10 protein-coding genes and 1 pseudogene are annotated in these 9667 nt (G+C 47.8%); 1 reads left to right on the top strand and 10 read right to left on the bottom strand.

Features of this window, described 5'->3' with window-relative positions; all coding sequences use genetic code 11:
* The 5 genes from ABYP73_RS08190 to ABYP73_RS08170 all read right to left on the bottom strand — a co-directional run.
* Window positions 1–1685: alpha-glucosidase (locus ABYP73_RS08190; protein ID WP_372973996.1), on the bottom strand; the 1685-nt coding region annotated here is incomplete at its 3' end.
* 110 nt (window positions 1686–1795) lie between these two features.
* A complete protein-coding gene (locus ABYP73_RS08185) occupies window positions 1796–2521 on the bottom strand; it encodes an SIMPL domain-containing protein (protein WP_372973995.1) in 726 nt (241 codons plus the stop codon).
* A gap of 118 nt (window positions 2522–2639) precedes the next feature.
* Window positions 2640–4280: a hypothetical protein gene (locus tag ABYP73_RS08180; protein WP_372973994.1), complete on the bottom strand. Its 1641-nt coding sequence runs from the start codon at window positions 4278–4280 to the stop codon at window positions 2640–2642.
* Between the two features lie 100 nt (window positions 4281–4380).
* Entirely contained in the window at window positions 4381–5193 is an 813-nt protein-coding gene (locus tag ABYP73_RS08175; RefSeq protein WP_372946065.1) for a patatin-like phospholipase family protein, read from the bottom strand.
* A gap of 166 nt (window positions 5194–5359) precedes the next feature.
* Window positions 5360–6628 carry a DEAD/DEAH box helicase gene (locus tag ABYP73_RS08170; protein WP_372973993.1) on the bottom strand — a complete coding sequence of 423 codons (1269 nt, stop codon included), beginning with the start codon at window positions 6626–6628 and terminating at the stop codon, window positions 5360–5362.
* Window positions 6629–6913: 285 nt separating this feature from the next.
* Here ABYP73_RS08170 and ABYP73_RS08165 point away from each other — a divergent pair, with 285 nt between their 5' ends.
* Complete coding sequence (locus tag ABYP73_RS08165) at window positions 6914–7132, top strand: hypothetical protein (RefSeq protein ID WP_372946063.1); 219 nt, start codon at window positions 6914–6916, stop codon at window positions 7130–7132.
* 22 nt (window positions 7133–7154) lie between these two features.
* On the opposite strand, the gene ABYP73_RS08160 is transcribed toward ABYP73_RS08165, so the two are convergent.
* From ABYP73_RS08160 to ABYP73_RS08140, 5 genes and pseudogenes are all read right to left on the bottom strand, one after another.
* Window positions 7155–7457, bottom strand: coding sequence for a hypothetical protein (locus ABYP73_RS08160; RefSeq protein ID WP_372946062.1), 303 nt, complete (start codon window positions 7455–7457; stop codon window positions 7155–7157).
* 200 nt (window positions 7458–7657) lie between these two features.
* Window positions 7658–8518: an HAEPLYID family protein gene (locus ABYP73_RS08155; protein WP_372973992.1), complete on the bottom strand. Its 861-nt coding sequence runs from the start codon at window positions 8516–8518 to the stop codon at window positions 7658–7660.
* A gap of 74 nt (window positions 8519–8592) precedes the next feature.
* Complete coding sequence (locus ABYP73_RS08150) at window positions 8593–8979, bottom strand: hypothetical protein (protein ID WP_372973991.1); 387 nt, start codon at window positions 8977–8979, stop codon at window positions 8593–8595.
* Window positions 8980–9130: 151 nt separating this feature from the next.
* Window positions 9131–9310, bottom strand: a complete 180-nt coding sequence (locus ABYP73_RS08145) for a hypothetical protein (RefSeq protein WP_372973990.1) — start codon at window positions 9308–9310, stop codon at window positions 9131–9133.
* A 196-nt stretch (window positions 9311–9506) separates the two neighbouring features.
* A pseudogene (locus ABYP73_RS08140) lies at window positions 9507–9667 on the bottom strand (cytochrome c); the annotation flags it as partial.

The raw sequence follows: 9667 nt of genomic DNA, 5'->3' as shown, positions 1-9667 counted from the left end.
GATAACACCTTGTCTTTATAGTATACCTGTGGGAGGTTGTTGAGGACCAGGTCCTGTAGTTCTTCTTCCACAGGCACAGGTAGGGTAACGATATCATCTGAAAAATTAAGGAGAACCAGCATCTTTTCTCCCTCCCATTCCCGGGTGTAGGCATAGACCTTCTCGTGATCCGGTAAAAGCAGGGTATAGGCCCCATATACCAGGACGGGATTTTCCTTCCTGAGCGTTACCATGGCCTTGAAATGATTTAGCACAGAACCTGGGTCCTCCTGCTCTACGGCCACATTCACGGTCTTGTAATTCTCATTGACGGGGAGCCAGGGCGTCCCTGTGCTGAATCCGGCGTTCAGGGTAGTGTCCCATTGCATGGGAGTCCGGCCGTTATCCCGGGAGGAGAATTTCAGGTTGGTCATATAAAGATCCAAATCTCCTCCGGCTGATTTTACTTTCTCATACCCGTTCAGGGCGGCGATGTCCCGGTATTGGGTAATACTGTCAAACCCTATATTGGTCATCCCCAATTCATCCCCGTAATAGCAATAGGGTGTACCCCTCATGCTCAGGACGAAAGTGTTCAGCAGTTTAGCAGAAGCCTCCCTGAATTTCGGATCGTCATTCCCAAACCGGCTCACGAGTCGGGCCTGGTCATGGTTGGCTAAAAATATGGACAGCCAGCCCTTTTCGGCGAATTCGGCATCCCAGCGGGAGAACACCTCTTTGAAGTGTACCAGGGAATATCCCTCGGGTTTGGCGATATCTACCCCTTCAAAGGCATAGGCCATGTTGAGTTCATTCCTGTCTGCATCTACCAGTTCATGGGCTTCCTTGAAGTTTCTCCCGGCTCCTTCGGCTACGGACATCACGTCGTATTTGCTGAAAACCTCCTCATTCATTTCTTTCAGATAGTCGTGGAGGCCGGGCTGCATGGCGTAGTACTGAATAAAGTTCTGCTCCAGGTCGTCCGGGAATTCAGGATAGGTGGTATCCTTGGCCGCAAACTGGAAAGCATCCAGGCGGAAGCCGTCCACCCCTTTATCGGCCCAGAATTTCATAAAATCATATACCTCCTGCCTCACCTTGGGGTTCTCCCATTTCAGGTCGGGTTGTTGTAGGGAAAAATAATGCAGGTAGTAGGCATCTGTGATGGAATCGTATTTCCAGGCATCTCCTGCGGCATCGAACAGGCTGTAACGGTAAGGCGGTTTCCCTTTTTCGGCAGGCCACCAGTGGTAATAATCCCGGTAGGGGTTGTCCCTGGAGCTACGCGATTGCAGGAACCATTCGTGCTGGTCACTGCTGTGATTCACCACAACATCCATGATAAAACGGATCCCGCGCTCGTGCATGCCTTCCAGCATGACATCAAAATCCTCCATGGTGCCGAACTCCTCCATAATACTGCGGTAGTCACTGATGTCATAGCCGTTATCTGCATTGGGGGAACTGTAGATGGGGTTGAGCCAGACCATGTTTACCCCCAGGCTCTGGATATAGTCCAGCTCCTCAATGATCCCCTTCAGGTCACCTATCCCATCTCCCTCCGTATCCTTAAAACTACGGGGGTAGATCTGGTAGACAATGCCTTCTTTCCACCAGGAGTCGTCTTTTTTTACAGGGGTTTCAGCTTTCTCGGCACAACCGGCCATACAGAAGGCCAGTGCGGTAAATACAAGGAGGTATTTCATGTTGCGTCAGCGTTTGAAATCTCCTTAAAAATAGGGAATATGGACCAGTTTCCGGTCGCTTATTTTGAATTTATGGTTGAACCTCTTTTTGTAAGAGGGCCTGCGAATCTTTACTGAATTCGGTATTCCACGTAGAGCAATGCACGCACTTTCAGAGTCCCCAAATTGACCGCAACATCGGCACTTGCCCCCTTCATATTCATATCGGATTCTACGCTCATCATTGTATTCCTTTGCAGGTCATTCATGGGATAGGACACCTCAGGAGCCACGTTGCTGATCCTGATGATCTCCTTCTTTGTCTCGGGCATTTGGGCCAGGAGTTCTTCGGCCAGGGCATTTGCTTTTACAAGGGCATCTGCATGGGCTTTGTTCTTTAGCCCGTCCATGTCTGTATGAGAATACGCCAGTCCCCCGAGATTCAGGTTTTCATTCTCCATCAATTTGGAGTAGATCATAGAAAGGGAATCCATCGACCTTACCGTAACTACTATGGAAGTTGAACTTTCATACCCGATGAATATCTGCTCCCCATCATCCCATCTGTACTTTTTATTCAATTCTACGGCAGTGGTAAGGATATCTTTTGATGCGATCCCGAATCCTTTCAGCTGCTCACTGAGGGCATTTGATTTTTCCTCCAGGCACGTTTTGGAAGCCAGCAGATTAGTTTCCAGGCAGTTGAGATTAGCCCGGAAAGTGGCCATGTCGGGAAGAGTCTCGATTTCCCCAACTGACGACAGCAATATCGTCTTGGGGACAGTTAATGTTTGAGTATTGCCTACGCTGCAACCGGTTAGCAGCATGAATGTCAGAAGTAGAGTCAGTGTTCTCATAAATTTCATTTTTGTAGTCAGTCCAAATCCTGTGCCAATCGGTGAGAATTCCCCTAAAAATAAGCAATATGAATAAGAGGTTACGGGCCTCTTCATATCCTATTTAAACAGCAAGAGACTACTTATTCAAAATCGGTTTCAGGTGACCATCTTGCCCTGTCATTTCCCAATGCCCGAGAGAAATCGGGATATTGCCTATACCGTTGAGGGTATCCATAAACTCCTTCACCTGAAAAGGTTCTCCGTCATCCTCCATCATTTTAGCAAAGTCGGCCATAGCACTTTCCAGCAGGTATTTCCCCGTGATATAACTACTGCCGTACCCTGGTTGACGCATATAGAGATGTTGTTCAAATAGCAGCAATTCCTTCTCAGTCTTCATCCAGCCCCTGGGTGTGTATTCTGAATGGATCCCCCCGGCCTCTTCCATGGTCATCATATGGGCGTGCGCATAGAGAGAACCGAGTCCACGGGCAGCCCGCTGGGCGATCATGATATAGACGATCTCCCTGCTTCGGGGAGAATCATCGTATAAGCCACCTTGCAGGAACAATTCTTCCACGGCCGTAGCCGTACCCTCATTGCGTGAATCAAAGATATTGTAAAGGAGGGGGCCTCTTCGGATCTCGCTTGAGTGGGGTTCTTCCCTCATCCGCGCCAGTTCGAACCAGTGGTAGAAATGGGAATATAAAGGCCTGGGATCGTAATGCTCACCTATTATAAAGAAGTTTCGCTTTTCCTCGGGGACAAAATTGCCCAGGTGTTCCCGGAGGGCGGGTTCAAAATAATCCTTTACCGTAACGATGTCCTGCCCGTCCAGGAAGGCCATCAGGCTTTCCGCAGCCTCATTAGCCAATTTATCATAGGCCTCCGGGCTGTCTGCCGCCATCATGGGTGGCAGATCCCTGTTCCGGTGTTCTTCCATTTTCAGGGAAGACCAGGCCCTGGCCAATTCCCTTTTTAACAATAGTACTTCATCCTCCCAGTTCAGGGGTACCAGGTGCACGTTCTGCAGATACCAGGTATAGTTTTCTTTCCCTATCCCGGAGGGACCGGTCTTATCCTCGGCTTCCTTCCTCAACCAGGCAGCGAATTCTTCTGTGGATCTGATGGCTTTTTTGATGGCGCTGACCAATAAGGCATCCCGGCTTACGCCTTCCCGATTCAGGATAGCCGACAGGTCTCTGACCTGATCTTCGATCACCCGGATTCCCGCCCTCCAAAGCTCTGCCGCATTCCCGGTCAGGTTTTCCCTAGCCTGTGCATTCAGTGGCGGGATGACGCTGAGGTCCGAAAGAAGTCGCTTCCTTTCTTCCCCGGTGAGAGGAAAGGAATAGGTCCAGATCTCTGTAGTCTTGTGATGGGTGGGTCCTTCGTGTGCGGGCACATCCGATTTGTACGTCCACAGGGATTTGTAAAAAGCAGGGTCCCTTTGCCAGGGCTTGAGAATACGATGATTGAAATCATACCCGTTCATCTCGGCCCACACCAGCATCCAGTCCACTTTCTGAGGGATCTCCCAGCCCGTGGTATCTATAGCCAAAAGCTGGCTGCGCATCGACTGGAATTCCGGCCATCGTGCCTCAAAAGTGGCAGCCGAATAATCGGGAGCACCCTCCCGCATGGGAGGTACTTCAAAGGACCGCCATGCCTTAAAAAGGGAGACCAGCTCCCTGAGTGTATTCTTGGTTTTATCTACCTGTCCTGCACAGGAAAATGTGAGAATTAAAGCAGATACCAGCAGGGAGATTTTTTTCATATGGAGATGGGTTATGTACTCAGTTGTGTTAAAAGTAGGGAAATGGATTCAGTGTGAAAAGTATCCTCTCCCAACCCAGGTAACTGAGTATACGCCCTGATCACAGGCCGAGCTTAGTCCGCAACCGACCCCATTGTTCCGCAAACCAGCTGGATTCAAGGCTCAGGTCTTTTTCATCCAGAATTTTTATGCCATCCTCATATCCTTTCTGGATGAGTTCTTCTATCTGACTTGTATCGGCCCTGTCAAAACCGGACAGGTCGGGTTTGATCAGCAGGTCGGCATTCTGGGTCTGGAATTTGGCCGACTGCTGCATAATAAAGTGGAAGCTGTTTAGTAGTACATCCAGGATATTCTGAGGTTCCTGGTATTCGTGCTGGGCATTCAGATCGACCCCGATCACGTATTCGGCTCCGATCTCCCTCAGGGTTTTGATGGGAACATTCTCAACGATACCCCCATCCAAAAGCATCCTTCCCCCGATCTTTACGGGTTTGAACAGCCCGGGAATACAGGTACTGGCCATAACAGCCTGGGCTACGGGACCTTCCCGAAGCACCACTTTTTCTCCCGTTCCCGCATTGGTGGCGATGATGGCCAGGGGTATGTCTGCCTCTTCTATCCGCCTGTCTCCAATGTGCTCCACAAGAAGATCCCCGAACTTTTCATTAGACAGGAGGCTGTATCGCGAGAGGGAAATGCTGGAGATGTCCATCCACTTCAACTTACAGGAGATCTCATTGATCTCTTCCCAATCTTTGCCAAAGGCATAAAGGGCAGCCACAAAAGCACCAATACTGGTGCCTGTTATGAATTGGATGTTGATTTCCTTTTCCTTTAAGGCTTTTAAAACACCTATGTGAGCCGCCCCCAGGACGGCGCCACCGCCCAGGGCAAGTCCTACTTTTTTCATTTCAAAGCAATTTACGATTGATGACTATTTCCACAAATGGTCATTTACAAAATACAGCAAAATGAGGATTTGTCCGGTGGCGGAAAAAATTCGATCACAAAGTAAAGGGTAATTTAAGGGAAAGAAGCACCTGTAATACTAAAGATTCTGACAACCTGAGGCTCTCTTACCTGTTTTTCCTGCGAAACCCCTGGCGATTTCCGCCCTTCTTTTTATTTCGGTTTGCGAAAAACTCCTGTTTCCTGCGCTGCTTTTCTTTTTCTGCTTCTTTCTTTTCAGCAGCATTCATAGGTCGGTCTGTCTGGGGGAAGGGATGGTCACTAACGATCTCGATCTTCTGGCGGGTGAGTTTTTCAATATCGGCGACAAAGGCATTCTCTTCAGGTTCACAAATGGAAATGGAAATGCCCTCTTCTCCGGCACGGCCGCATCGCCCGATCCGGTGCACATAAGTCTCGGGTTCATTAGGAATGTCGTAATTGATCACATGCCGTAGTTTATCTATGTCTATCCCCCGGGCAGCGATGTCGGTCGCGACGAGCACCCTCTTTTTTCCGACTTTAAAATCCAAAAGAGCCTTTTGCCGTTGATTTTGGGACTTATTCCCATGTATGGCAGCCGCTTCGATCCTTTTTTTGTGCAGGTTGCGAACAATCTTGTCGGCCCCGTGCTTGGTACGGGAAAAAAGCAGTACCTGGTCCATCTCCGGATCCTGCAGGATGTGAAGTAGCAGATCATTTTTTGAAGCCTTATTGGTAGTGTAGAGATACTGCTGGATGGTCTCCGCAGTGGAAGACACAGGGTTTACCGCTACCTTTTTGGGATTCTTCAGGATCTGGCGTGACAATTCCACAATACTCTTGGGCATAGTGGCCGAAAAGAAAAGGGATTGCCGTTGTCTGGGCAACTTGGCAATGATTTTTTTAATGTCGTGGATAAAGCCCATGTCGAGCATTCGGTCTGCTTCGTCCAGCACAAAATACTGAATGTGCTCCAGGGAGATAAAGCCCTGGTTCATCAGGTCTAACAACCGACCCGGAGTGGCCACCAGTATATCGACCCCGTCGCGCAGGGCGCTCGTTTGAGAACCCTGGGAAACACCCCCGAAAATAACAGTATTCCTAAGATGGGTGTATTTTCCGTATTCACTAAAACTCTCGCCTATCTGAATGGCCAGTTCCCTGGTTGGGGTCACTACCAGGGCTTTAATATTTCTATTGCCCTTATTGTGTTGATTGCTCGTGGCCAAGTGCTGCAATATCGGAATAGCAAAGGCTGCAGTTTTCCCCGTACCGGTTTGAGCGCTTCCAATGACATCTTCTTTGCGGAGGGCAAGGGGAATAGCACTGGCCTGTATGTCTGTGGGAGTAATATAGTCTACATCCTTAAGGGCTTTGAGGATGGGAGGGATCAATTTTAGATCTTCAAAGGTCATGTTGTTTTCTTTCAGGCTGCGAAAGTACTACTAAATAGCCCAGTAGCATAGGGAAAAGACTAATAACTGCCTTTGGTAGTTTTTTGGGAAAACCTTTCCAGTGTTTTAAACCGGGAGGTATGGCCTGAGCATACTCTTTGGATTTTATAGTGCGGAATGGAGATGTATTGCGGTATGCTCAGACCCGGTGTCCCATAATTTATCACTACCTTTTTCCCGGTTATAGCAATCAACTTATTTACCGAAGAGTTCAAGTCAAACTACAATCCTTATAAACCTGACCTTATGAAAAGAATTATTGGAATCCTCCTGTTAGTATTGGCCGTTTACCTGGGTTATACCGGGATCACGAAGTTCTCAGACAGTTCTTCATCTGTAGACGTGCTCGGGGTGGAACTCAAGGCAGAGAATACTCAGCAAAAGAATACGTCTTACCTGTACATAGGATTTGCGGTAATAGCTGCGATTGGCGGGATCGTCCTCGCCAAATCAGACAGCAAATAATGCATTTACTTTAGGGAATCCTTTACAGAAGGATGATGAGCAGCAAGATGATGATCAGTGCCCCGGCCGAGATGTAGATCCCGTTTCCGGTAGTGCGCAACTGGGTCTTGATGGCTCGTACCTCCTTTCGAAGGGCCTTTTTTTCTTCCCGTTTCAGGTCTGATTTATCCATGGCCTTGATTTCCTCCAGACGGTCCAGCATGACCCGAACCTCAGCAGGGATCTCCGTAGGTTCAGGGTTCCTTTCTTTTTTGGCAGCGTGAACAGGATTGCTCAGGCCCAGAGTAAAACACAGGAAGAGGGCAATTAAGGATACTTTTTTCATCGTTTGCATTTTAAGGTTGAACCTCAATGTACTTTTTTTTTATCAGAATTCCATGGAGACGGGAAGTCCTATCTCAGAACTTCCCATGATCATTTGGGACTCCATGGAGGGTATTCGTATTTAAGATCATTCGACCAATGTCTGTATGTGTTCGATATTTTTCCTAATAGGCCAGACAGTTGAGAATACAGCATCCAGGTTTAATGCTTTTTATGTCCGGGTTCCCATATAAGCCTAATAAAGGAACTCAACCGCTGGTTTTCACGGCTTACAGGTATCCCGGCAACTATTCCAACCAAAAGATTGTCTGCGATACCTAGCCGCATTTGGGGGCGTACGGTCATGTCAAAATCCCTGTTCCCAATTGTCTTATTGAACTCCGCCCCAATAAAATTCCTGGTACCGGTGATCATATAATGAAAACTCGAATGTATATCGTAAGCTGTATGTATGACTGCCGTTCCAAAAGTCTTCTCTATTCGTGGCCCGGTGTAGACCAGGGTGTGAAAATTGTTACCCCAGCGTTTAGCCACCACGAGAAAAGGATTGTACACATTTCCTCTGATGAAAGGTTTGCCAAAATCCCTGAAATCGGATAATTCAAACTCATTGATATAGCCCAGAGCCATGGAAGTGGCCATCGGCTCACTGACCAGGAAGGACCATTGGGCAGCGATTTTCAAACTGTTCAGCCTGTTGGATGGAACATCATTCCTGCCGGTCCCGTTTACAGGAGAATAAAATGTGAATGGCAGCTCTACCTCCAGTCCCAAGCGATCTACCGGAGCCCATTCGTATTCGATCAGGGCCTCGTAAGAATCAAACTGGAGGTTGTCTGTAAGTCCGAGCCCGATGTTCCATTCTTTTTCACCCTTTCGGGCACCAAGATCCCGGATGAGGTCTATGTAAAGGGGTTCTGCATGCAGGACCTTATACGGTTCCCGATGTTCTTCAACCTGGTTGATGTAAAGACTGTCTTTTTCCGCGTCTGAAATTTGGGCAATCGCGGATGCCCAGGATACCAAAGACAAAAGTGGTATCACCCATGAATGAAATTTCATAATTGATTTGCTTTTTAAGTGTGGGAATTCTTCTGAAACCGAGAGGTCACAGAAATTCTATAGTGAAAAACAAATCAAAACTTGGGAGGAGGAGTATCAATCGCCTTGAAACCGGCGGTTAGCAGGGTATTTGGATGAAGGAATCGATTTTTGGTAGAGGGCGATGTAAAAGGATCCGCCTTTCGGTGGGTTGCCTCCCATACGAGAAAATCGACTTTTGTGTTATTCTTTTCATTGTGCTCTTCCCTGTCCCGGTCATCGGTCTCTTTAATGGCGTCCTCATATCCCAGGACTTTTTCCACGACGAGTTCCACGATACTTTCCTGGTCGTTGACCGTCAGGTCCTGGGGTGAAAAAGAGGGAACTTGCTCAATGGTATCCACACTGAGGTTAAGCAGGTACAGACCCATGATCCCGGCCAGGAATCTGGTGAAAACACTATGTCTGATTCGTCCGATCACGTCCCGAAATTAATACGCTTTTTTATTCCTCAATCAAAAGACCTTGTAGTTTAACATTGATTTAAGGGAGTGGGTTCGTAGTTACGCAATAGGTTCTGTTTTTTCAATCAATAGGAGAATTCAGGAAATCACGTAACACTATCATCATGGGTCAGTAAACTTTACTGCCTTCAAAGGAATTCCCGTCATTGTTGATCCAAAGCATCTTTGAAACGGCACCTTTTTCTTCTCTCTGGAAATCGATGTAGGAGTACAGGGTGCGACTAAAAAATCGGCCGTCTGCCAGGGGAATGAGTTCGGAGTATGTTCCTTCATTGGCACGGGCCAACATCCTGCCCTCGCATGAAGAAAGCGGAAATAACGGCTTTAAGAAAAAAAGCACGTCTCATGGGAACTCTATTTACATCCAACTAGGGGCAATTGATACCTGAAGGATATGGTATGACCTCCTACATTAAGGTATTCAACCCGGTTGCGGAAGAGCTGTAAAATAACGTCATAAACCGGGAAGATTCCTGGAAGAATCTTTACAATGTTCTCAGGTACTCAGCCAAATCCCTGGCTTCTTCCTGAGTGAGATTCTGGTTGAGCATGATGGCGTTGTTGTATTCCTTTAGAAGGGCCATAGCGATGGGATCTTCCCTGAGCATACCATCTGGGTTGAGCATCATGTTCATCACCCATTCCG

The sequence above is a fragment of the Muriicola sp. genome (assembly GCF_041567615.1).
Classification (GTDB): domain Bacteria; phylum Bacteroidota; class Bacteroidia; order Flavobacteriales; family Flavobacteriaceae; genus Muriicola.
The sequence above is the reverse complement of the archived record's forward strand: the minus strand, read 5'-3'. Positions and strand labels throughout refer to the sequence as shown.

Coding starts and splice junctions, on each gene's coding strand:
- ABYP73_RS08180 (WP_372973994.1), bottom strand. CDS start 4,280: ATGAAAAAAATCTCCCTGCTGGTATCTGCTTTAATTCTCACATTTTCC.
- ABYP73_RS08165 (WP_372946063.1), top strand. CDS start 6,914: ATGAAAAGAATTATTGGAATCCTCCTGTTAGTATTGGCCGTTTACCTG.
- ABYP73_RS08185 (WP_372973995.1), bottom strand. CDS start 2,521: ATGAGAACACTGACTCTACTTCTGACATTCATGCTGCTAACCGGTTGC.
- ABYP73_RS08160 (WP_372946062.1), bottom strand. CDS start 7,457: ATGAAAAAAGTATCCTTAATTGCCCTCTTCCTGTGTTTTACTCTGGGC.
- ABYP73_RS08170 (WP_372973993.1), bottom strand. CDS start 6,628: ATGACCTTTGAAGATCTAAAATTGATCCCTCCCATCCTCAAAGCCCTT.
- ABYP73_RS08145 (WP_372973990.1), bottom strand. CDS start 9,310: ATGTTGGCCCGTGCCAATGAAGGAACATACTCCGAACTCATTCCCCTG.
- ABYP73_RS08155 (WP_372973992.1), bottom strand. CDS start 8,518: ATGAAATTTCATTCATGGGTGATACCACTTTTGTCTTTGGTATCCTGG.
- ABYP73_RS08175 (WP_372946065.1), bottom strand. CDS start 5,193: ATGAAAAAAGTAGGACTTGCCCTGGGCGGTGGCGCCGTCCTGGGGGCG.